We start from the raw sequence: 22650 nt of genomic DNA, 5'->3' as shown, positions 1-22650 counted from the left end.
CTCAGCCCATGGAGTGACGGTAGCCAGCCGAGTAGGACCCGGTGACATAATGTTCCAATTGCCGCTCGATATCTCCCAGCAGCGACGAGGCACCAAAGCGGAACAGATCCGGCTCCAGCCAGCGGTCGCCCAGCTCATCCTTGATCAGCGACAGGTAAACCAGCGCGTCTTTGGCTTTCGAGATGCCGCCTGCGGGTTTGTAGCCAACGCGATACCCGGTGCGATCATAGTAGTCGCGGATTGCGCGGATCATGACCAACGACACGGGCAGTGTGGCGTTGACGCTTTCCTTGCCGGTCGAGGTCTTAATGAAATCCGCACCTGCCATCATGCACACCAGCGAGGCGCGCGCGACATTGCGCAAGCTGCCCAGCTCTCCGGTTGCGAGGATGGCTTTGACATGCGCATCGCCGCAGGCAACGCGGAAGGCCTTCATCTCTTCATACAAAGCCTGCCAGTCGCCCGAAAGCACGTGACGACGCGAGATCACGATGTCGATCTCTTCGGCCCCGGCCTTCACGCTTTCCTCGATCTCGGCCACGCGCAGGTGGAACGGGGACAGGCCAGCCGGGAAACCGGTCGACACGGCGGCAACCGGAATGCCAGTACCATGCAGCGCGTCGACGGCGGTTTCGATCATGTCATGATAGACGCAGACCGCACCCGTTGTGATCGGCGGCATGTCCAGCGCTTGCAGAACCGAAGAGGCCACGGGCTGGCGGGCCTTGGCGCATAGTCGGCGCACGCGGCCTACGGTGTCATCGCCCGACAGGGTGGTCAGGTCGATCATCGTGATCGCCTTCAGGAGCCACGCGGCCTGATAGTCCTTTTTCACCGACCGGCGACCGGGCAGGGTCGCGGCGCGGCGCTCAATGGCCGAGGTGTTGGCTTGCACGGCGCGCACCCAGTCCAGATCCAGATCCATGCCGGGGTTTCTGGGCTCGGTCACTTGCGGCAGATGCGCTGTGCGCACGGGGCTTTCTGAGCTCTGCGTATCCATCTTCACATCCTTTGGGAGGTTTGCGCCAAATTCGCATGGCTTGCGCCTGAATGGAAGGCATAGCGGGCTTGCGAATGCAATTTTTTTGACCAAATGGACAAAAATAGCAGTTTCTTGCGAATAATTCGCAAGAGCGTTGACTTAGTTGCGAATGGTTCTCATATTCATTCTTAAGAGGTCGTCACCATGAGGTCTGCAATGATTCGTCGTCAATTCCTTGCTGCTTTGGCATTTGTCGTGGCCACGCCGATTGCCGCCTGGGCCGAAGCGCCACTGAAGGTTGTGGCAACGACGGGCATGATCGCGGATGCTGCGCGCCAGGTCGGTGGCGATCAGGTGGACGTTAAGGGACTGATGGGTCCCGGTGTTGACCCGCATGCGTATCGCCAGACCCGCAGTGACATCGTGGCAATGACACGCGCAGACCTGATCCTTTGGAACGGTCTGTATCTGGAAGCTCAAATGGAAGAGTTCTTCCACGATCTTGCCCGAAAGCGGTCAGTCGTGGCAGTGGCCGAGGGGTTGGATAAATCCCGGCTGCGCGCCCATGATGATTATGCCGACAAATTCGACCCGCACGTCTGGATGAGCCCTGCGTTGTGGCGCGACGTGGTGGTCGAGGTTCAGAACGCTCTGACCCAGGCACGCCCCGAGGCGGCCGATGTCTTTGCGGCCAATGCGGCCAATCATCTCGCCGAGATTGACGCGCTGAAGGCCTATGCCGATCAGGCGCTGGCCGCCGTTCCCGAAAACAACCGTGTTCTGGTGACTGCCCATGACGCCTTTGGCTATTTCGGTGCCGAACACGGCTATGAGGTCATGGGCATTCAAGGCATATCGACCCAGTCCGAGGCCGGTCTGAACCGGATCGGAGAGCTTGTGGATACGCTGGTCGACAAACAGCTGAAGGCGGTGTTCGTTGAAAGCTCGGTCTCGGACCGGTCCATGCGCGCCCTGATCGAAGGGGCTGCGACCAAAGGTCATGATGTCGCGATCGGGGGCGAGCTGTATTCCGACGCCATGGGAGAGCCGGGCACCTACGAGGGCACATATGTGGGCATGCTGGACCACAACATTACCGTCATCGCAGGCGCGTTGGGGGCCGAAGTGCCCCAGCGAGGTTTGAATGGCAAATTGTCTGCGGGGTTTTGAGTGATGCTTTCGCTGGCGGCTCATCAGGGTGTTTCGATCACCGAGCAGAATATTGAAGACAGCCCGCTGGCCATTCGTGGTCTGACCGTGTCTTACGGTCAGAAACCCGCCGTGTTTTCGGTGGACATGACAGTGCAACCCGGTGCGATGACCGCGATCATCGGGCCGAACGGGGCAGGGAAATCGACCCTTCTCAAAGCCGCTTTGGGTATCGTGAAGCCCTTGTCTGGCCAGGTTACTGTATTTGGTGCACCGCTTGAAAAACAACGCGCTCGGATCGCTTATGTGCCGCAGCGTGCAAGCGTGGACTGGGATTTTCCAACCCGTGTAATTGATGTCGTGCTGATGGGTCTGTCCCGGCAGCTGGGATTGCTGGGCCGTATCCGCGGCCGACACATGGCGCGCGCGATGGAGTGCCTGAACCGGGTTGGAATGCACGACTTTGCCAATCGGCAGATCGGTCAGCTGTCCGGTGGCCAGCAACAGCGTGTGTTTCTTGCCCGCGCTCTGGCGCAGGACGCGGACCTGTACCTGTTGGATGAACCTTTCGCAGGTGTCGACGCGGCAACCGAAAAGGCGATCATCGCGGTCCTGAAATCGCTCAAACAGGACGGCAAGACCGTTGTGGTTGTTCATCATGATCTGGCCACCGTCACCGACTATTTCGACCACGTCTTCCTGATCAACACGCGCAAAGTGGCCGAAGGGCCTGTGGCTCAAGCCTTCACCGCCGAGACCTTGCAATCGGCCTATGGGGGTCGTCTGGCCACGGCGCAGATCGACCAGATCTCGCGTGCGCTTGGGTAATCATGCTCTGGGACGCTCTGACCCTTCAGCTGGGCTATAACGCCACGCTGGTCGCGATTGGTGCGACTCTGCTTGGGATCTCGGCCGGTGTGACAGGAACTTTCCTGTTTCTGCGCAAGCGCGCTTTGGTCAGCGACGCGATCAGTCATGCGACGCTGCCGGGTGTTTGCATCGGTTTTATGCTGCTGGTCGCGTTGGGGGGGGACGGGCGCAATCTACTCGGATTGCTGGCCGGATCCGCGGTATCGGCCTGGGTCGGTTTGCTGTGCATGAACTGGCTGACGCGCCATACCAGGTTGGCCGAGGACGCAGCGATTGGGGCAGTTCTGTCGGTCTTCTTCGGTTTTGGCATCGTTTTGCTGACCGTTATCCAGACCATGGGCGTAGGTCGTCAGGCCGGGTTGGAAGGGTTCTTGCTGGGCTCGACCGCCGGGATGCTGTGGACGGATGCTTTGATCATCGCGTTGGGTGGGGCAGCGACGCTTTTGTTAGTAATGATCATTCGGCGTCCGATGACCATGGTGGCCTTTGACCCGGAATACGCCGCTGCGCAGGGTCTGCCAGTGCACCGTGTTGACCTGGCCATGATGGGGCTGGTGATGGCGGTGACTGTCGTGGGGCTGAAGATCGTTGGCCTTATCCTGATCGTCGCTTTGCTGATCATACCGCCCGTCACGGCGCGGTTCTGGTCGCAGCGATCTGAAAGGGTCGTGTTGCTGGCTGGGCTGGCCGGGGGACTGGCGGGTTATCTGGGTGCGGCGCTGTCTGCCTCGGCCCCCAACCTTCCGACCGGTCCGATCATCGTGCTGGTCAGCTTTGGGTTCTTCGCGCTGTCTCTGCTGTTCGCACCCGTTCGTGGGGTTCTTGCCGCCGTTCTGAGGCACCTTCGGTTTCAGCGCCGGGTGCATATCCGGCAGGGTCTGCTGGCCTTGGCGCAGGGCCAGAAGATCTATGAGCCGCTGACACTGCGCCTGCTGCGGCGTTCGGGTTTGGTGCGCGCTGACGGCGTCGCGACGGAGACTGGCAAGGCCCGTGCGGCCAAGGCGCTGCGGGACGAAAAACGGTGGGAGGTTGTCCGGTCCGATCAGGCACACGAAGCGACAGCTGCCCTTTATGACGGGTTGCGGGATATCGAAACCGTTTTGACCCGCGACCAGATCGCCGAGGTTGATCGCCAGATTGGCGGCCCGCAGGAGGTTCCGGCATGAGCGGTGAAGAATTCGTTCCCCTGTCCCTGACGCCGCTGCTGATTGGCACCTTTGCGGCCATTGCCTGCGCCTTGCCTGGGAACTTTCTGGTGCTGCGCAAACAAGCCCTGATCGGAGACGCGATCAGCCATGTGGTGCTGCCGGGCATTGTGGTCGCCTTTATCCTGACTGGCGCGATCTCCACCTGGCCCATGATGCTGGGCGCTGCGGGCGCGGCCATCCTTGCCGTGATCATGATCGAGGCCGTTCGGCGGCTTGGCCAGATCGAAGCAGGTGCCGCGATGGGCGTGGTTTTTACCACGATGTTCGCCGCGGGGGTTCTGTTGCTGGAACAGACCGACACGTCGAGTGTGCACCTGGATGTGGAGCATGCGCTTTATGGCAATCTGGAAAGCCTGATCTGGCTGGACGCGACGGGTTGGCCCTCGGTTCTGGACCCGGTGGCGCTGGCGGGATTGCCGCCAGAACTGCCCCGGATCGCGCTGACTTTGCTGGGGGTTTCCCTGTTCATTTGGCTTTTCTGGCGACCGTTGAAGATTTCCACCTTTGACGAGGGGTTCGCGCGTACCGTCGGTATCCGAACCGGCGCTCTGGGGATGGCCCTGGTGATCACGGCTGCAATCGCAGCAGTTGCGGCCTTTGATGCCGTCGGTTCGATCATCGTGATTGCGATGTTCATCTGCCCACCGGCGGCAGCACGCATGATGACCAACCGGTTGGAAACTCAAATCGGATGGAGCGTTGTTTTCGCCATCCTGTCGGCTGTCACAGGGTACATCCTGGCCGGGTATGGCCCGCTTTGGCTGGGGGCAGCGGATGCGGTCAGCGCGGCGGGCATGATCGCAACGATGTCCGGCCTGATCCTTGCAGGCGCGGCGATTTGGGGTCCTTGTCGAACCCGCGCGGGTGCGCCCAATACTGCTTGACCCGGCATCTTCCCGCCACCGGCCTTTGCACCCCATCGGCTGAACTTCGCCACCCTGTATGCCAGATACAGAGTCTTCACTTTATGTGACCGGATTCGTGGTACAAATTTGTTCATTGAATTTTGGATGACCACCACTCACTTGGATCGTTCGAACAATTGTGACCGGTTTGTTCGCCCTTCTGGCGGCACGGGCACGGTTGTTCGAACGCCCCCCTCCCACCTGATTTTATGTTATCCAAACCGGTGGCAGAATCGTGCGCGCCTGTGCTAGGTCTGGTGGTATGGCGCAGGCAAACCCCAATATCAGCGAAAATCGCCCGGTCATCCGGCAGCTTGACGACGCAGCGATCAACCGTATTGCAGCGGGCGAGGTTGTTGAACGTCCGGCCTCTGCGGTCAAGGAGTTGGTGGAAAACGCCATCGACGCAGGTGCAACACGGATCGCGATCAACATTGCCGATGGCGGCAAGACGTTGATTCGCGTCACCGATGACGGATGTGGGATTGCCGCCGCGGATTTGCCTCTGGCCTTGTCTCGCCACGCGACCTCGAAAATCGACGGCTCTGATCTGCTGAATATCCACACATTCGGATTCCGGGGTGAGGCGCTGCCCTCTCTGGGCGCGGTTGGCAGGCTGACCATCACCAGCCGTGTGCCGGGGGGCGAGGCAGCGCAGGTCCACGTATCCGGTGGCCGGATGGAGGCTGTGAAACCCGCAGCATTGCGTGCGGGAACGGTGGTCGAGCTGCGCGATCTGTTCTTTGCAACGCCCGCGCGCCTCAAGTTCATGCGCACCGACCGGGCAGAGGCTCAGGCGATCACTGACACCGTCAAAAGATTGGCCATGGCGGAGCCGGCAATCACCTTCACGCTGCGCGATGTTTCGGGCGGGGGCGAGGGGCGCGTGACCTTCCGCGCCGATCGTGAGAATGGCGATCTGTTCGATGCGCTGCATGCCCGTCTGGCCCGGGTGATCGGGCGCGAATTTGCCGAGAACGCCTTACAGATCGACGCCACCCGTGAAGGAATCCGACTGTACGGTTATGCCGCCTTGCCGACCTATTCCCGCGGTGCTGCGGTGGCGCAGTATCTGTTCGTGAATGGTCGCCCCGTGCGAGATAAGATGCTGACAGGCGCGCTGCGCGCGGCTTATTTCGATTTCCTCAGCCGCGACCGTCATCCGGCGGCAGCTCTGTTCATCGACTGCGACCCTACATTGGTGGATGTGAACGTCCACCCCGCCAAATCTGAGGTTCGCTTCCGTGATCCCGGCGTGGCGCGGGGGTTGATTGTCTCGGCCCTTCGGCACGCGCTGGCCAATGCAGGGCACCGCGCATCAACGACCGTGGCGAACGCGACTTTGGGCGCGATGCGACCGGAACCCGCGCAGCCCACGCCTGCGCGAGTGTATCAGATGGACCGCCCATCACTCGCTGCGCGGCAAGTTGCGTATCAGGCGCAGGCTCCGGGCTTTGCCGAGCTGTCCCATGACTACAGCGGCAGTGTAGTAGAGCCGACTCCGGCACCCGCCCCGGAGGTTCCGGTCGAGGATCTGCCCTTGGGGGCCGCGCGCGGACAGGTGCATGAGAACTACATCATCGCCCAGACTGCCGATGGCATGGTCATCGTCGACCAGCACGCAGCGCATGAGCGTCTGGTGTACGAAAAGCTCAAGAACCAGATGGCTGAGAACGGGGTCGCTGCACAGGCTCTGCTGATCCCCGAGATCGTGGAGCTGTCCGACAGCGACTGCACGCGGTTAATGGCAGTTGCGGATGACCTCTCACGCCTTGGTTTGACGCTGGAACCCTTTGGTGGTGGGGCCATCGCCGTGCGGGAAACGCCTGCCATTCTGGGTGAGGTCGACGCCCGGGCGATGATTCTGGATATTCTGGACGAACTGGCCGATCAGGGGGATAGCCAGACAGTAAAGGCGCGGATCGAGGCCATCCTCAGCCGGGTCGCCTGCCATGGCTCGGTCCGGTCGGGCCGCCGTATGCGGGCCGAGGAAATGAACGCCTTGCTGCGCGAGATGGAGGCGACGCCGCACTCAGGACAGTGCAACCATGGGCGACCAACCTATGTGGAATTGAAACTGAGCGATATCGAACGCCTGTTCGGACGCAGTTGATCCGGTGGCCTTGTCGGGCTATGAAGAATAAAACAAGAACATCAGAGGCGACATGATCGAGGTTGCAGGAACCCAATATGCGTTGAACGACCCCGTGATCCTTGCCGTGGGCGGGCTTGTCGCGCTGATCCTGCTGCTGTTGTTCCTGTCGTTGCGGGCCGCGCAGCGGTCCGCTCGGATGGCAGAACCACTGGCCCGGCAGATGGCGCATCTGGGGCAGCATGTTCAGCAACTGGGGCAGGGGCAAGAACAACTGCGCGGCGGTTTGCAGCACGTCTCGGACACGCAGGCTAATGCGCAGGTGCAAGTGATCCAGACGGTTGAGTCCCGCCTGTCCTCGGTTCAGCAGCAGATGAACGACCGGCTGGCGGATAACGCGATGAAATCGGCGCGTGCGTTGGCCGAGATGCAAGAGCGGATGAAGGAGTCGCTGCATGGCTCATCGAAGCAGACGGCAACTTCACTGACCCAATTGCAGGAACGTCTGGCTGCCATCGACAAGGCCCAGGACAACATCACCAAACTCTCTGGCGATGTTCTGTCGTTGCAGGATATCCTGTCGAACAAACAAACGCGCGGCGCGTTTGGTGAGATTCAGCTGAACGATATTGTGTCCAAGGCACTGCCATCAGACAGCTTTCAGTTGCAGGCAACCCTGTCGAACGGGCGAAGGGCGGATTGCCTGATCAACCTGCCGAACCCTCCGGGACCGATTGTCATCGACAGTAAGTTCCCCTTGGAAGCCTACGAAGCGCTGATTGGTTCGACCAATGACATTGAGCTGAAGGCAGCCGTTCAGATGTTCCGCAGTACGGTGCGCAAGCACATCACCGATATCTCGGAAAAATACATACTGGATGGCGAAACCGCCGATGGTGCGCTGATGTTCCTGCCGTCCGAGGCGGTCTATGCCGAGCTGCACGCAAAGTTCCCCGAACTGGTGCAAGAGAGTTTCAGCAAACGTGTCTGGATCGTGTCGCCCACCACCTGCATGGCAACGTTGAACACAATGCGCGCAATTCTGAAAGACGCGCGTATGCGGGAACAGGCGGGGGCGATCCGCAAAGAGCTTGGCATGTTGCACAAAGATGTCGAGCGTCTGGGAGACCGCGTCTCGAACCTAGATCGGCATTTCGGGCAAGCGGCCAAGGACATCTCGGAAATCAAGATCAGCGCCGAAAAAGCCGGGCGCCGGGCTCAGCGTTTGGACAACTTCGATTTCGAAGAACTGGCCCCGGACGAACATCCCAACGTCGTGCCGCTGGGCAAGTCTGAGGCCTGAGCGCTACTGGATCGACAGGTCCAGATTGTAGCCGACCGTCTTACCGGTATCGCGGTCGTTGCCCATCAAGTAGACACGGATCGTATAATCTCCGTCCTTTGGCAGATCGATGCGGGCCGTGTTGCCGTCGATTGAACCGTTATAGATCGCGGCACCATCGCTTCCGGGCGGGAGGATGTTGAAGTAGATCACGCCATTGCCATTCGTGTCACTGACCTTGAGATCGGCAAACATCTCTTGCCCGGCTTTTGCACCCAGCATGTAGTCGAAATACTCGTCGCCCGTGATGGTGCCGTTGACCATTGTGCCGAAGTTGCCGGGCTGGAACTTTACATCAGCGACCCTTTGGGCCGACGCCAAAGACGCAAAACCCAAAAGGGCGAGTGTCAGGATCAAAAAACGCAACATCATTTGTGTCTCCACCAATCGTTTTACCGAGCCAGCGTAGCACGTTGACGCCAGCCGATCAGATTCGCAGGAACGGCTGGAACAGACGCGGCATCAGTTTGTTGAATTTCAGTGGCGCGTCCGTGACCGCCAAACAAATGCAGTCTTCGGTGATATCGGCCGTGGGCGTGTGATGCAGGTCTTGGTCTGCAATCTCGACATCGCCGCGCGCGAAATGGTCAACCTCGTCCGAAAACGCACCCTGCAGGACCATGGTCAACTCCATGCCCTTGTGGCTGTGGTCCGGCACTGCCGTTCCGGCAGGGATGAACAACAGACGCGCCATGGCGTCGCCGGAAGTTGGCAGGATCGCCTGCTTCACACCCATCCCAATGGGGCGCCAGCGAATGTCGTTCACGTCACCTCCGACGTAATCTTGCAGCGGGGTTGGCAGCACCGAGCACTGCGCGCGCTTAGGTTTGGCAATCGGCGCACCCTTGGCAATCAGAGCCATTGTTTCGGCCAGCGACTTTTCGTTCATCGCAACGACGTCGCCCTGTTCCTCGAGAACGTGCCCGCCGACAGCGTCAAAACTTTCTGCCCGCGCGCGGCAATCATCACACAGGGACAAGTGCGTAGCGACCATCAGGTCGAAAGCCTCGGGCAGAGAGCCTGCGGCGTAAGCCATCAGCAGGTCGTCTGTCAGGTGATGTTTGATCTTGTTGCTCATACTCGTCATCTCAGTTCATCGCATGGCGCAAGCGGTCCAGCGCCAGCCGTATCCGTGATTTGATCGTACCCAGTGGCAATCCGGTCTGGGATGCGATTTCCCGATGACTCAGATCGCCAAAATAGGCTTTCTCGATCAGTTGTCTCTGCGCCTCTGGCAACGCTGACAGAGCGTCCCGCAGTTGCGCGGTTTCCTGTTGCAGCGCAATAACATCGTCCTGTTCAGGTTCCGCCTCGGGACCCCATCCCAGATCTTCGGGTTCGGGTCGGCGTTGCTTGCGCAGGACGTCAATGCGCTTGTTCCGGGCTATCGTGAACACCCATGTGGCCACGGTTGCCCGCGCGGGATCGAACAGGTGCGCCTTGTGCCATAGAGTGGCCATGACTTCCTGCGCACATTCTTCCGCAAGGGCGGGATCAGAACCCGACTTGATCAGAAACGCTTTGATACGCGGCGCAAAGTGCTGAAACAGTTCAGCAAACGCGGCCTGATCCTGCGCGTCCCTTATGCGTCTGACGTGGTCAACCCACTCAGCCCGTGCGTCACAACTGTCTCCCGCTCCGTTCACCGGTTTACCCCTGATGCGTTTCTTCGCGCGCCAAGGTTTTTGTGCAGGCCTGATGGCCACCGGTTCATCCAAGGTCGCGGTATCGATCTCGGTAAACATAACCACATTACGCAGCGCGCCCCAAGCTGGATCACCTTGCGCGAATAAATTAATCCATTTCAGGCCCGAATTCGTATACCAAGTATGAACACCCTGCGAAAAACAATGCCGTTTGAACGGTTTACAGGCAAAGTGGAAATCAGCCCGAGATGAACCAAATCGACCACATTTCAGGCCACACGTTTCATGGACGCAAAGGCGCGATCGAAAACGCATTCCGTTACTCGATCGACTATATTCTGCTGGACCCGGAAAACCTGCCGAAGACTCCGTTTCTGTTTTCGATCAATCGCCCAAATGCCATGAGTTGGCGCGAGCGGGATCACGGAGGCGAGCCGGGGCACGGTCAAGGCGCAATATGGCTGCGTGACCGTTTTGACGAGATGGGTGTGGAACAACCCGCCAGGCTTGAGCTTCTGACGCAGCCACGCGTATTGGGGCATGTTTTCAACCCGGTCAGCTTCTGGTTCTGCTTCAATGCGGCCAGGCAACTGTATGCGGTCGTTGCCGAGGTGACGAACACCTATGGCACGCGCCACAGCTATTTGTGCCACAACCCCGGTTTTGCAGCGATCCAGCCATCGGACCGCATTGTTGCGGATAAGCTGATGCATGTCTCGCCGTTCCAGAAGATCGAAGGCAACTACACGTTTCGCTTTGACTACCGGCCGGAACGTGTGGGCGTCTGGATCGACTATGGGCGCGCCAATGGCGGCTTGATCGCCACCCTGACCGGCCCCCGCGTGCGGTTGAGCAACCGCAGCATTGCGTGGTCGTTGCTGCGCCGACCTTTCGGGGCGCGGCGGACGTTCATTCTGATTGTGTGGCAGGCGCTGAAACTGAAAATAAAAAAGGCGCGTTTCGTTCCGTTCCGCACGTCTCCGGTCCCCGACCACCCGATCTCGCGCAGTCGCGAATCATAAGCGAGGTTTTTTGTCCAAGATCAAAGACGCGGTCCTAGTCCAATGATTGGGTTGTTCGTGGAACCGCGAACACAAGGAGTTTGGTCATGATGGAAATTTCGGCAAGGAAGATCGCTCAGGTCGCCATGATGGGGCGCGAGTTGGGTCGTGCCGAGGGTGAGCTGCGCGCCTTCATCGACCGCATGAGCGAGGACGAACAGGCCGAGTTGGTGGCCGTCATGTGGGTGGGTCGCGAAAGCTTTTTCGCAGAAGATCTGGCCGAGGCTATCGCCACCGCCAAGTCCGAGGCGTCGACACCCTGCGCCGACTATCTGATTGGAACACCACATTTGTCGGACCATCTGGAAAACGGTTTGGACGCTTTGGGCATCTCGGCAGAGGATGTGGAAAACGACCTGATGTGAGGGTCACGGCAACTGAAGCCGCAATCCATTCGCCGAAACCGGATTAATAGGGTACGCTACCCGCTAAATCCGAAAGCAGCCCTGTGCACTGGGCTGTTGGGGGAACGGAGCATCACCCATGCGGCATATACTGCATATGATTGCGGTTCTTTTATTTTGCGTTGGATTCGGGCCTGTTCCGCGCCCGGCGCAGGCCTGCGGCGTGTGCGTTGAGTTGCCGGAGTATTCGCTGGCCGATCGCATCCTGTCGGCTCGTGTCCTTGTGTTGGCCGCGCCGTCGCCCGAAAACCCGTTCCGTTTCGTACCCATCTCGGTTGTGAAAGGCACACCAGAGCAAGTCGCGGCGTTGCCTGAGATCCCGTTTCTGGTCGATAGCGTGACCCGCGCAGCCTTTCGTGCTGATCCAAGCCGGACGGTTCTGATGATTTATGGGTCCGGGTATCGGGACAAAGCCGGTCGAGGCGGGAGCAGCAGCTGGACCAAAGCATTCCTGATGACGCCACAACGCGCGCAGTTTCTGAATGCCCTACGGGAGGAGGGCAAAGATTGGTCTGACAAGGATGTGCGTGTTGCATTTTTCAGCCCATACCTGACGCACGAGGACCGCCTGTTGCGCAATGCGGCGTTGATTGAAATCCATCGCGCACCGTATCAGTCTGTCGCGCATCTGACGGACGCTGTACCCACCGCGCAATTGCTGCAAGAGATGCGAAATCCCAATCGCCTTGCCTATGCTCCTGCTTTCATCCGGTTGCTTGGGCTTCAGTCCGACCCGCAGGCCAAAGACCGCGTGCGGCTTCGGTATCAGGATGCACTGCGCGGCGGCGGCTTAAACCTCTATGATTGGGGACTCGCAGGGATTGAGGTCGATCGCGCGTTAGCAGTTTCCAATATCGAACGCGCGCTCGCTCGCTCTGATCGCGCGATTGACGAAAAACGGTTGCTGATCCGCAGCCTGTCCGATGCTGGCTCGGCTCACCCAGAATTGCAGCCGAAAATCCTCGACGTCTTTCAGCGCCTGTTGGACTCAGACAGCACCCTCGCGATCTGGATTGCACTTGCAGTCCGCCCTTGGGACACGGACATATTAACCCCTACCTTCGAGGCACTAATGGCCAGTGACGCTCTGGACCCAGCCACCGAGTTCCTGATCCGCACCACGATTGCTGGCAATGCGCCGGGCTGACGGAACAGTTGGCTTCGCTTGCTGTGAAAGTTGGCGGGACACTGAAACGTCCATTTGCATCAGTTTCGTATCCGCAAAGTCACTGGCGAGGTCGTTTTCAGAAAAATACCTCCGTCGATCAAAATCGCCTTGTATCTGGTCGACAGGCAAGGATATACCGGCCAGCGGAGACGTGGCCGAGTGGTCGAAGGCGCTCCCCTGCTAAGGGAGTAGGCGGGAAACCGTCTCGAGGGTTCGAATCCCTTCGTCTCCGCCATTATCCAGCAAGAGCCTGCCTCTAAATCACTGTAAATAGTTGATTTTCAGCTGGATTGACTGACTCCCCGCTTGAGGCTGGATGTTTTTTGCTGCACATTTTGCTGCACAAATCTCTTCATGCTTGGAGGCTGTTGAACTGTGAATGTTAAACTCAGAGGCTCTATTTACTGTATCGTTAGGCGCGTTCCACGCCGTTTCGCCAGCGTCGAAGAACGAAAAACCGTCTGGATCAGCCTGAAAACCGATTCACTGAGTTTGGCAATGGAGAAAGCGCCATCTGTTTGGGCGAAGATGTTGGATAGCTGGGAAGCTCGCCTTGCCGGCGACACCGTAGAAGCTGAAAAGCAGTTTAGCGCAGCACAAAACTTGGCTAGATCGAGGGGGTTTCGGTACTTGGAAATGCCGAAGGTTGCTGAGCTTCCTCTCGAAGAATTGCTGAAACGAGTTGAGGCGATTCCAGTTGTGCAAGGCAGCCCAGACACGTTCGAAGCGAAGGCTCTGTTGGGCGCCGTTGCTGCACCGGAGATTTCGGTTTCCCAAGCGTTGGAAATGTATTGGTCCCTCGCCAGGGATAGGACACTAGGTAAAGACGCTGATCAGATTCGCAGGTGGAAGAACCCACGGAAGAAAGCGGTGAAGAATTTCATCGCGGTCGCCGGAGACGTGGCAATTTCCGAGATCACTCGGGATGATTTGTTGGATTTCCGGGAGATGTGGATTGAGCGAATTGAAATGGGCGAAGTTACACAGAACTCTGCTAACAAGGACTTCACGCACCTAGGTGATATTCTAAAAACAGTTAACGAAAAAAAGCGACTTAAGATTGATTTGCCTCTGTCTGGTCTGAGTTTGAAGGAACCAGAGAGGCGATCTCGACCATCATTCTCCGACGATTGGATTCGTAATCGTATTTTGTCTGAAGGTGCTTTGAGTGGATTAAACACCGAGGCGCGGTGCATTTTGTTGGGTATGATCAATACAGGGTATCGACCTAGCGAAGCCGCAAATCTGGACAGGGCTCGCATCCATCTTGAGGGTTCTGTTCCCTACATTGAAATCGCACCGGTCGGGCGACACTTGAAGAACAATGCCTCCAAGCGAACTATTCCTCTTGTTGGCGTTAGCCTTGAAGCGTTCCAAGAATGTCCGAACGGTTTTCCCAGCTACAAAGGCAAAGCGTCACTTTCTAACACAGTTAACAAGTATTTGAGATCCAATGGTCTGATGGAGTCCGATAGACATGTTATGTACTCACTCCGTCATGCATTTGAGGATCGAATGATCGCGGCTGAAGTTGATAACCGGATTAGACGCGATCTCTTCGGCCATGCTCTTCAAGAACAACGATATGGTGATGGTGCTTCGCTTGAGCACAAAGCCCGCATCCTTCAAGAAATTTCCTTCTTTTGAACAATGGCCAACGCCCTTTCCACCGGGCAGTTGGCAAGCTGTTCCTGCATCTGACAAAGTTCATGTTCAAGCCGCTCCATTATAGGAACATAAGTTGGGTCCTTGATCACAAGAAGCGCAGCCTTTTCGAGCGCGGACGTCACACGAGCGATTTCGCGAACTAACGTTCTTTCTGCCTTTCTTTTTTGAGGACCAAACTTTTGACCGTCGCGAGCTCTGTTGGTGTATTTATTAATTGCCTTGAGATCCGAAAAACTGCGGCTGGCAGGGAAACTATTTGCCTCGTGAAATTCTACATGCATCGGGCTATGCCTCTGTTTTTGTTTGCCCGATTTTTAAGATCTTTCGATTTATCTGACGTTAAAGAATTTGTGCGTTGGCTCCAAATCTGGACGCCCTAGAAAAGCGGGCGAAACTCAATCATGTGGCCGGTGCACCGTCAAAACCCGTCCGCTTTATGGCCGAAAAACACCTTTGTCACGTCTTCGATGATGTCCCAGACCACCCGGCTGCCATCACGCACAAAGAGACTGTCGCCCGGGCCCAACTCTTGAACCTCGCCACTGGTCAGGTTGGTCATCCGGCATCGACCGGACAGGATGGTCATCAGTTCATCGCCTTGCTCGGTGCATTCAAAAACGCCCTTGGTGCAGCGCCAGATGCCCGTGCGCGTCGTATGGCCTGGCCCGCCAGCATCCATGCGGCCTGATGCCTGCGGGGAGCCTTCTTTGATCTGATATCCGCTTGCGGGATTGTCGAAAGGCCAGTGCTCAAGAGGACCGACATCGTCGCCTAAAACATATTTGATCATTCTATTTTCTCCCGCAGGCTAACCGTTTGAGAACGGTCCTCTCGGCAACGATGGCGGTTTCTTTGGAGTCCTACAAGTTGAGAACGCGGAACTCTGAGATCTTCAGGAACCGCTCCAGTTTTTCCCGCACCTGACTTTCCGGGGCAAACACCAAGGCCTCTTTGCTTGGTGGCTTCTTGCCCGCCTCAACCGTTGGCCAGAACTCGATACGGAGAGGGAGGCTCTCACCGTCAAATCCCCCATATGGTTCTATACTACATGGATCTTTTGACAGAAGCTTCGCGCGGTTTTTGTCGGTGGCGGCAACTTGTCTGGACCGCCAGAACTCAGGCATGTACCGGTTGCAATCGGCCGGTGACTGGAAAATCAGCCCGTATTTCGCAATGGCCTTGTCAACCTTGCTGCCTCCCTTCTTGAAATCCAGCCATTCTACGATCCTACCTACGGTTACGTTCGCCACCACGGGTGACATCAAGAAGACCTCCTTTGGCTGGGTATTGTGGATTAGTCTGACACGATCCATTGCCTGCTCGATCTCGGCTTCGCGTATCTGTTGCAGAATGCGGTCTCCCCAAGGGTCACGATGTGCAAATACATCTATTGAATGGCTGCCTTTTTTCACTCTGATGCCGCGGCGTTGCTTGACGTAGTCACCCGGCTGGAATTCTTCTCCCGCTGCGGAGGCATAGGCTCTGGCAATGCGTTCGACATCCAAATGCCCAGGTTGTTCGCGACCAATGACGATAGCCTGGTTAAACGCTTCCCACTTGTTCTGACCCCTGAGCTTGCCGAAGTGGCCAGCCCGTCCGGGGCGGTCAAAATCCAAGGAAGCAATCACGTCTTTTGTCCCGAACACAGCGGCACTCGGGTATCGCGCAACCACGCCATTTACAAAGTCACGCAGTGTATCGTTTTGCGTTCTAATACTTCCGTAAGTGCGCTGTTTCTCCTGTGCTTTCAGGCTCAACCTGCGCTTGGAAAAATTGCAGCCCAAAATTTGCATGACCTTTGCGTTTCGTTCCACCGGGTAGTGATGCGTTTCCAAATCCGAGCCGAACAGCAGACGAGACAGATCAGCATTTGCTGTGCCATCCAGATACAAAAACGGGCGTCCGGTGATATTTTTCAGATTGCGCAGGCGAACCGCAGTATAGCCTGCCTGATGCTGCGCCGGACGCGCTCTTTCGACATCAGCAAACACGGCACTTGAGGTGGCCAAACCGCTTTCCATATCGGCCAGCAGGCATTCGCATAGCATCTGAAGACGCCTTGCGTGGCTGGCCTTGCTACTATTAAGGCGACTGCCGATGACACCAAGCTGGGCCTCACCGATGGTGTCATCCTTGCATGCGAAAAGAGGCCTTAGAGCCCGGTTCGTATTGCCAGTTTTTAGCTCCTCCAGATGCCTGATGGCGGTTCGCAACAGCTCAGGTGAGACGCCCAGATCGCGCAGTCGCTCCATTTGAACACCCGCTCCGGTTCCAGCCACAGCCAGCAGGGCTGACTTCACTGGAGAAATCGCCTGATCTTGCAGGACGATGGCATCCCCGATTTCAACGCCTCGTTGGTTTTGGTTTTTAGCAGGCGGCAGAAGAGTTTCAGTCAGCTCAATGAGCGACACATGGGCTTCTTCCTTCCCAAAATCGCGCGGCCGCTCATCAAAAACGGTAAGATCTGGCAAAGTTTCTGCTGGCAAAGGAAGATGACCGTATTCATGCGGGGCAAAGATCACCAAGCCAGCTTTGGTCTTCAGCTGTGCTTTGATGTCAGCTTCCTGACGGAGATAGCCACAATCCATCTGAAAAGGGCATTTCTTGCAGAGGGTGGATCGGATCGAAAAGCCAAGCTCCGACAACTTCCTCGCCGTTGGATAGATCCGGCACATTTTGACGGTGTCATTGTCGGCCTCTGGATCGGGTCGATTGCGCCCCTTGAGGGAAATGGCTGGCGGAGCCGATGCGGGTGCATTTCTCTTATAGTCATTGAAGGCTTCTTCTACCTTCTCGTGATCTGGCAAAAGCATCAATGACACCAAGCCTTCAGTGCTGTGTAGAAAGCCAGGCCGCCTATTGCGGCCAACTAGGGCAGCGGTTTTGCCAACCCCCTGCGCCCCGGAAAGCAAAACACGGGGTGGACTATCTTTGCCTTGCGAAGGGTTGCCTGGGCTTTGCTTGCGAAGAAATGCCAAAGCTTCGTTTCCCCAGACCTCAATAGTCTTGGCATGCATTGCGATGGCTTGGTCTTTTGGGATCGCGCTATGCGGATAATAGGGGGCGGGTTCCTCCGCATCTGAGGCCCCACCTATTGGACGCGCCAGGCCATCCCGAAGCCCGTTTCTTACGGCTTCCTCATATCGGTCGTGCCCGGTTTGGTGGGCGGCCTTCAGAAGCCTTTCAAGCGCTTCGGCTTCACAGATTTCGCCAGCACTGACAAACCCTCCGATGAGTTGGGATTCATTATAGATGGATGTGTTCCGATCCGTTCCTCTGGCAAGCTTGGCACAGGATTTCGAAAGCTGCGCTTCGCCTGTCTTGGTAGTGATTGTCTTTGCTGAAGAAGAATTGGCCTTCGAAGGCAAGGATTTGGAAGGCTTTCCATTCCTTGTCTGGCGTTTGCTTCTCTTCACTTCTTTTGGAAACGCTATCGAACTCGTGTCCAGTCTTTCTTGCTCTTTCCTTATGATCCCAATCCTTGGTGTTCCTTCCAATGGATCGGGAACCCCGTCAAATACCGGGGCTGCGATGTAGTTTGGCTGTGCAATCCGAGCCAGACTTTCGTCGCTGCCAACCTGTTCAAAAAGGTGGTGCCGCTCATGTGCAAGGAGGGGGCGATCTGCAAGGCAGTAGAAATGGAATTTGGCCAGATGGTCTTTGCCGGCAGTCGCAGCACTCGAGGATGCTTGCCAGACAACCGAGAGATCCTTGAGCGCAGGCAATCCATGGCAGATATTGCGCCAGGTCCATTCGGCCAGGGCCTGCGGATCTCCCCAGTCCAGGTGATCTGGGCGTTCAACATCATCGATGTCGAAATGTAGCCAGGAGCAGCCAAGGTCTTCGAGAGTTGGATTCGCGCCATTTCGTGGTTTGGCCAAACGGCGGATTTTTTTGTGATGGCGGACCTCTTCCTTCACAGATCCAGACACCGCAACCTTTTGCACTGATTGAGAGAGTTCGGAGATTAGGGCAAGAAGGTCTTCAAAATCCGAAACTTCTCGCTCTTCAAATGTGAAGTTTCGTGCCCGGCTCGAGTTGTCTACGCCACCTTCATGAAATCGTTTTGTTTGAATACGTCCTGGCCGGGCTTCCAATATTGTGAATTTGGCAGGCTGGTATTCTTCGGAATGTGTTTTCTGTTTCAAATTGACTGCTCTTGGATCCGCAGGACGGAAAGCGATCAAAATGAATTGGTGCTGAAATAGGTCTTTCGTTGGTCACTGCACATTCTCCGGCCCGGCGGCTCTTGCTGTTGGCCGGCGGGATTGCCGGCACGCGCACACTCGGACATCTGGGTTTCGCCAGAATTAAAGCTGGGAGGTTTCCTGGGACCGGCTGAAATTCGGGCGGATTCAGAGCGAAGGAACTGGATTTCTAGGATCAAAGGTTAACGAAAGATTAAGAAATGGGTTTTGGGAGAGGGACATACCCTGACTTACCCCCCCCCTATTTCCGTTAAACAGAAATAGGGGGGGTAAGTCCCCAGCCGTTCACTTAAGTTGTGCCCCCGACGCCTCGTTGGGGGTGTCATTTTGTGGTCAACTTCAGAAAGCTACAAAATGTTGTGGATTCGACGAGGAATTGCTTTTCTGCCGGTTGCCACGAGAGCAATAGATACTTCGCGATTGTGAAAGGTCAGATTCCTTGGTGCGCTGCGATCACAGTTGTCCAGGAAGCCCACAGTTCCCTGCGGGCTTTCAGAACTTTTTTATCCAACGATTTGAAAATTAGTCAATTTTCGCAACATCGTCGGGTTTCCAAGTTTGGTCGAAGAACTCGATACCCGTTCCAAACAGTCGCACAGCTGTCAGGAAGTTTCTTCCCTCAACGGTCTTGATGAAATTGGACTCAGGAGCGCCGTCTGGCAGCGTCGGACCGAAGTAGAGATCAACCGAACCATCATCATTCTTCTCGTAATCGTTGAATTGATTGATAGACGGCATGAACTGGTCAGTTTCCGGCATCGTCCCATCGGTTACGTTGTAGAGCGTTACTGCCCAGAACAGCTTCGCCGGAATACCCGCCGGCAGATGTAGCTTGTAGTGGTGGCTACCATTCAAGAATTCGCCGTCCGCGTCTCTGGCAGTAACCGGATATTTTGCACCACCATTGATAACGCGTTTAACCATTGCTGGTGACGTGCTGTATGCAAATTGCATAAAGGCAGCCCTTTGGTCGATGTCGAGGTAGCCGTCCTGCATAAACTCGGCGGTAGCTCCAGACCAAACGCGTTCATACTGTCTGTCATAGTAATAGAAGTTACGGCCATCCGGTCGACCGACCTGCCTGGAGGCAAAGATCATCTTTGGTGCAACTTCCATCGCCTTGTTCAAGGATTCCATTTGCTTGGCAGTTGGATTAAATGGCTCACCCTTCTTGATGCCGAGGGAAGCCAAAACACCGCGAGTAGCCGGCGGAATGGCCGAGTAAGGCTCATGGTCCACGAACTCTTTCATTTTCGTCCAAAAGTCGAAATCGGTTTCATACATCATGTTGAGGCGCTTGCCCGAGGCGTTCGGGAACTCCATTGCCGGAATATCCTTCTCCACTTCCCAAAGTGGGTAAATACGAATTTGTTCCGCCGTCGCGACCGCCTCGGAGGGATCTGGACCACCATCACCCTGCTTCATGATTGTGCGAAAGAAGATAAACACGTTGTATGTCGGAGACTCGAACGTGTAATACCCGCCATTCGGAACCGGGCCATCGTAGTTGGGTGGAAGAAGGAGATACAGTCCGCCTTTTCCGCCATCTGGACCAGCGGCGCCTACGTCCGTCAACGTTACTTGGAAGAAATCTGTGAGCATGCTCACTGTATTGGGTGGAGCCGCAACAACCAATGGGCCGGTTTCTTTGAGATCTGCGTAACCCATTGAATAAATAACGTCAGCGTTAGGTGTCGGAACCCAGGCGCGGGAGTCCATTCTTTCTTTCCAGATCGGAATGACGTTGTAGCCCGCTCCAAACACTGCCTCAGACCCATCGCGCAGGCCAATGGTGTTCATTGCCGGTAACATGTCGTAGTAGGCCTGAATCGCTCTATGATAGTAGAGTTCGTCTACCAATTTCTGCGCCTCAGACTCCTCAAGCCAGTTGCCATTGTTGATTTGCTGCATCAATGGCGGAAGCTCCGTTGAGACAGTGTCCTCATTTGCATGGGCCTTGGAGGCGCTGGCGCCCGCCGCAATGAGGCTGAGGGCAATTGCCGCCGATAAATGATTGGTAAGAAGTTTCATGTATCTCTCCTAAAAAATTTGATCGGAATTCTTGTGGCTGAAGGCGCCGCTGCGCAACCATCAGACTACTCGACAATGGTGGCCTCTTTGGCTGTCAAAATCACGCATCATTCTTATCCAAAATCTGCAAACATCTCTTGAGACTGGGTTTTTGAGACTAAACTTCCGTCTAATTGCGATGCAGTGTTTCCGATGGCAGGCAGCCGAACAGCCGCTTGTATTGGTTCGTGAAATGCCCTTGATGGTGAAAGCCGTAAGTCGCGGCCACGCTGCCTATTGTAGCCCCATTCGAGATCGCGCCTTGCAGTTCGCGATGCACTCTATTGAGCCTCATGCGTCGCAGCCAGGTCGCAGCTGAAAGGCCCGTGACATCTTTGAATGCATAGTGAAGTGTCCTAAGGCTGACACCATAATGAGCGCAAAGAGTGGTCAATCCTATGTTTCCGGTCACGTCGGATAGAACCAGATCTGTTGCGTCCCCCACCAGTCTGGCCGGTCTGGAAACCCGGTGTTCCTTTAGGCCGCCGCCATTTGACTTCACTAGCTCCCAAAGGAACAACTTGATAAACTGATCGGAGAGACGCTTAAGAGCGGCTCTGTCGTCGGAAAAATCTGAGATAGCCCGGTCAATGAGCGATTGTCCCTGATGGCGTAAAGAAGCTGCACCTGCCGTCGAAAGGGTTGAGGCCCCATGCAAGTTGCCACTGATTTCGCCTTTCCCAGATAGCGCCGATGAAATCCGGAACACGTCGTTTTCAGGAACTCCGAGCACCAGCGCGTCGTAGAAATTGGAGGAAATCAGATCGCCGGCCTTGTTTGGTGCTTGCATGAGAACTGTGTCCACGCCCGCTTTCTGGCCGATCCAGTTTGCATCTCCTTGCTGATCGAACGGCAAAGCAAAGGCAAAAGCCCCAGCTGGGGCTGTTCCACGGTAGCGAATTTTTTGTCCCCATCGAATTCTGAGGATCTGGGACTCATTAACCTGCGCCAGCTTGAGGCCACCCTCGAATTGACCGCCCGACAACTGGTCATACTCCTGATCCCAGTTGACGACTGCGTCGCTTAGCTCTTCAAAGCTTTGCGTTTTAGGGTCAGGACCCATTGATTTCCGTCTGGTGGCATGATTCACGGTTCGAAAAACGAGCGGTGACATGTCTGATCTTTTCTGGTTGACGGATGCGCAGATGGCGCGTCTTGAGCCCTTCTTTCCAAAGTCCCACGGCAAGCCACGCGTTGATGATAGACGTGTATTGAGCGGTATTATCTTCATCAATCGCAATGGCTTACGGTGGCGCGACGCCCCTTCGGCCTATGGCCCGCACAAGACGCTCTACAACCGTTGGAAGCGGTGGAGCGACAAAGGCATCTTCGCCCAGATGATGGCGGGTCTGGCTACCGAACACGGCGAAGAGAAGACTGTGATGATCGACGCCACCTACCTAAAGGCTCACCGTACCGCGACCAGTTTGGGCGTCAAAAAGGGGGGCATGGACGCCTGATTGGCCGCACCAAAGGCGGCATGAACACCAAATTGCATGCCATCTGCGACAGCCGGGGACGTCCGCTCAACCTGTTCGTCACAGCCGGGCAAGTCAGCGATTACATCGGAGCGCGGGCCTTGCTGAGCAGCCTGCCGGATGTCGATTGGCTGCTCGGGGATCGTGGCTATGACGCCGATTGGTTCCGGGAAGCGTTGAAAGACAAAGGGATACGCGCCTGCATCCCTGGCCGGAAACAGCGCAACAAACCGGTGAAGTACGACAAGCGCCGCTACAAACGGCGCAACCGGATCGAGATCATGTTCGGCAGGTTGAAGGATTGGCGGCGTGTGGCAACACGATACGACAGATGCCCGAAAGTCTTCCTGTCAGCCATCGCCCTCGCAGCCCTCGTTATTTACTGGCTATGAGTCCTGA

The 22650-nt window shown here is 56.5% G+C and carries 20 protein-coding genes and 1 tRNA gene; 12 read left to right on the top strand and 9 right to left on the bottom strand.

What is annotated here, in order from left to right; all coding sequences use genetic code 11:
• Position 1: 1 nt before the first annotated feature.
• On the bottom strand, positions 2–1000 hold the full coding sequence (gene deoC / locus GOV53_RS12790; protein WP_170467208.1) for a deoxyribose-phosphate aldolase: 999 nt from the start codon (positions 998–1000) through the stop codon (positions 2–4).
• A 198-nt stretch (positions 1001–1198) separates the two neighbouring features.
• Between deoC and GOV53_RS12785 the strand changes: the two genes are divergently transcribed.
• The 6 genes from GOV53_RS12785 to GOV53_RS12760 all read left to right on the top strand — a co-directional run bounded on the left by GOV53_RS12785 (position 1199) and on the right by GOV53_RS12760 (position 8509).
• Positions 1199–2152 (top strand): metal ABC transporter solute-binding protein, Zn/Mn family, encoded by a 954-nt coding sequence (locus GOV53_RS12785; RefSeq protein ID WP_170467206.1) that lies wholly within the window; start codon positions 1199–1201, stop codon positions 2150–2152.
• Between the two features lie 3 nt (positions 2153–2155).
• On the top strand, positions 2156–2959 hold the full coding sequence (locus GOV53_RS12780; protein ID WP_170467542.1) for a metal ABC transporter ATP-binding protein: 804 nt from the start codon (positions 2156–2158) through the stop codon (positions 2957–2959).
• A 2-nt stretch (positions 2960–2961) separates the two neighbouring features.
• Entirely contained in the window at positions 2962–4167 is a 1206-nt protein-coding gene (locus GOV53_RS12775) for a metal ABC transporter permease (protein WP_170467204.1), read from the top strand.
• Complete coding sequence (locus tag GOV53_RS12770; protein ID WP_170467202.1) at positions 4164–5093, top strand: metal ABC transporter permease; 930 nt, start codon at positions 4164–4166, stop codon at positions 5091–5093. The genes GOV53_RS12775 and GOV53_RS12770 overlap by 4 nt, the downstream gene beginning before the upstream one ends.
• 283 nt (positions 5094–5376) lie before the next feature.
• A complete protein-coding gene (gene mutL, locus GOV53_RS12765) occupies positions 5377–7227 on the top strand; it encodes a DNA mismatch repair endonuclease MutL (protein WP_170467200.1) in 1851 nt (616 codons plus the stop codon).
• A 52-nt stretch (positions 7228–7279) separates the two neighbouring features.
• Complete coding sequence (locus GOV53_RS12760) at positions 7280–8509, top strand: DNA recombination protein RmuC (RefSeq protein WP_170467198.1); 1230 nt, start codon at positions 7280–7282, stop codon at positions 8507–8509.
• Between the two features lie 3 nt (positions 8510–8512).
• Here the strand turns inward: GOV53_RS12760 and GOV53_RS12755 are convergent, their stop codons facing one another.
• Genes GOV53_RS12755 through GOV53_RS12745 form a run of 3 tightly spaced genes read right to left on the bottom strand, consistent with a single transcriptional unit; the run spans position 8513 to position 10293 of the window.
• Positions 8513–8920, bottom strand: a complete 408-nt coding sequence (locus GOV53_RS12755) for a hypothetical protein (RefSeq protein ID WP_254439279.1) — start codon at positions 8918–8920, stop codon at positions 8513–8515.
• Between the two features lie 55 nt (positions 8921–8975).
• Positions 8976–9626 carry a ChrR family anti-sigma-E factor gene (locus GOV53_RS12750; RefSeq protein ID WP_170467196.1) on the bottom strand — a complete coding sequence of 217 codons (651 nt, stop codon included), beginning with the start codon at positions 9624–9626 and terminating at the stop codon, positions 8976–8978.
• Positions 9627–9636: 10 nt separating this feature from the next.
• Positions 9637–10293 (bottom strand): sigma-70 family RNA polymerase sigma factor, encoded by a 657-nt coding sequence (locus tag GOV53_RS12745; protein WP_170467194.1) that lies wholly within the window; start codon positions 10291–10293, stop codon positions 9637–9639.
• A gap of 149 nt (positions 10294–10442) precedes the next feature.
• Between GOV53_RS12745 and GOV53_RS12740 the strand changes: the two genes are divergently transcribed.
• The 5 genes from GOV53_RS12740 to GOV53_RS12720 all read left to right on the top strand — a co-directional run bounded on the left by GOV53_RS12740 (position 10443) and on the right by GOV53_RS12720 (position 14474).
• Positions 10443–11216 carry a DUF1365 domain-containing protein gene (locus GOV53_RS12740; protein ID WP_170467192.1) on the top strand — a complete coding sequence of 258 codons (774 nt, stop codon included), beginning with the start codon at positions 10443–10445 and terminating at the stop codon, positions 11214–11216.
• A gap of 86 nt (positions 11217–11302) precedes the next feature.
• Positions 11303–11620 (top strand): DUF3775 domain-containing protein, encoded by a 318-nt coding sequence (locus tag GOV53_RS12735; protein WP_170467190.1) that lies wholly within the window; start codon positions 11303–11305, stop codon positions 11618–11620.
• Between the two features lie 118 nt (positions 11621–11738).
• Positions 11739–12806 (top strand): hypothetical protein, encoded by a 1068-nt coding sequence (locus tag GOV53_RS12730; protein WP_170467188.1) that lies wholly within the window; start codon positions 11739–11741, stop codon positions 12804–12806.
• A 166-nt stretch (positions 12807–12972) separates the two neighbouring features.
• Positions 12973–13062, top strand: a tRNA-Ser gene (locus GOV53_RS12725).
• A gap of 140 nt (positions 13063–13202) precedes the next feature.
• Positions 13203–14474 carry a DUF6538 domain-containing protein gene (locus GOV53_RS12720; RefSeq protein WP_170467186.1) on the top strand — a complete coding sequence of 424 codons (1272 nt, stop codon included), beginning with the start codon at positions 13203–13205 and terminating at the stop codon, positions 14472–14474.
• Here the strand turns inward: GOV53_RS12720 and GOV53_RS12715 are convergent.
• The 5 genes from GOV53_RS12715 to GOV53_RS12695 all read right to left on the bottom strand — a co-directional run bounded on the left by GOV53_RS12715 (position 14453) and on the right by GOV53_RS12695 (position 21887).
• A complete protein-coding gene (locus GOV53_RS12715; protein ID WP_170467184.1) occupies positions 14453–14776 on the bottom strand; it encodes a hypothetical protein in 324 nt (107 codons plus the stop codon). The genes GOV53_RS12720 and GOV53_RS12715 overlap by 22 nt on opposite strands.
• Positions 14777–14913: 137 nt before the next feature.
• Positions 14914–15285: a cupin domain-containing protein gene (locus tag GOV53_RS12710; RefSeq protein ID WP_170467182.1), complete on the bottom strand. Its 372-nt coding sequence runs from the start codon at positions 15283–15285 to the stop codon at positions 14914–14916.
• 70 nt (positions 15286–15355) lie between these two features.
• Positions 15356–18643, bottom strand: coding sequence for a hypothetical protein (locus tag GOV53_RS12705; RefSeq protein ID WP_170467180.1), 3288 nt, complete (start codon positions 18641–18643; stop codon positions 15356–15358).
• Positions 18644–19225: 582 nt separating this feature from the next.
• Positions 19226–20734: a DUF1254 domain-containing protein gene (locus tag GOV53_RS12700; RefSeq protein WP_170352520.1), complete on the bottom strand. Its 1509-nt coding sequence runs from the start codon at positions 20732–20734 to the stop codon at positions 19226–19228.
• A 169-nt stretch (positions 20735–20903) separates the two neighbouring features.
• Positions 20904–21887: a helix-turn-helix domain-containing protein gene (locus GOV53_RS12695; RefSeq protein ID WP_170467178.1), complete on the bottom strand. Its 984-nt coding sequence runs from the start codon at positions 21885–21887 to the stop codon at positions 20904–20906.
• On the opposite strand from GOV53_RS12695, the gene GOV53_RS12690 reads away from it, so the two are divergent.
• Positions 21886–22643 (top strand): IS5 family transposase gene (locus GOV53_RS12690; RefSeq protein ID WP_170467176.1). Its coding sequence is split into 2 segments (ribosomal slippage): positions 21886–22222 and positions 22222–22643, totalling 759 coding nucleotides; the frame shifts between segments, so codons are not numbered across the junction. The genes GOV53_RS12695 and GOV53_RS12690 overlap by 2 nt on opposite strands.
• The last annotated feature ends 7 nt before the right edge of the window (positions 22644–22650 follow it).

It is taken from the genome of Ruegeria arenilitoris (assembly GCF_013035315.1).
In the GTDB taxonomy this organism is placed as follows: domain Bacteria; phylum Pseudomonadota; class Alphaproteobacteria; order Rhodobacterales; family Rhodobacteraceae; genus Ruegeria; species Ruegeria arenilitoris_D.
The sequence above is the reverse complement of the archived record's forward strand: the minus strand, read 5'-3'. Positions and strand labels throughout refer to the sequence as shown.